The sequence below is a fragment of the Pseudomonas helleri genome (assembly GCF_009600315.1).
Lineage (GTDB): Bacteria > Pseudomonadota > Gammaproteobacteria > Pseudomonadales > Pseudomonadaceae > Aquipseudomonas > Aquipseudomonas helleri_A.
This window is the reverse complement of sequence record NZ_WIWC01000149.1, coordinates 1-297: the sequence shown is the minus strand read 5'-3', so window position 1 is coordinate 297 and position 297 is coordinate 1. Positions and strand designations below refer to the sequence as shown.

Genomic DNA, 297 nt, shown 5'->3' with positions numbered 1-297 from the left:
GTGCAGCAACTCACAGCCGCACCTTCCACGCTGCTGGCCAACCCGCGCATTGGCGAACGCCTGGAAGAATTCGATCCACGGGATGTGCGCCGAATTCAGATCGGCCATTACGAGATGCGTTACGAGATAGTGGATTCCACTATCTACCTACTGCGCCTGTGGCACACCCGCGAAGACCGATAGGTTTGGCTGGGCCAGGAACGGAATACATCAAACTGGCGAGCCTACGACTGATCAGAAAACCTTAGCGTACGATTTTTTCCGAATTCTGCGGGCTCCCCTATCACCAGCTACGCT

The 297-nt window shown here is 55.6% G+C and carries 1 protein-coding gene; it reads left to right on the top strand.

Annotated elements, in window-relative coordinates:
- A partial coding sequence (locus tag GHN86_RS23185; protein ID WP_153387401.1) for a type II toxin-antitoxin system RelE/ParE family toxin occupies positions 1 to 183 on the top strand: 183 nt, incomplete at its 5' end.
- Positions 184 to 297 lie beyond the last annotated feature (114 nt).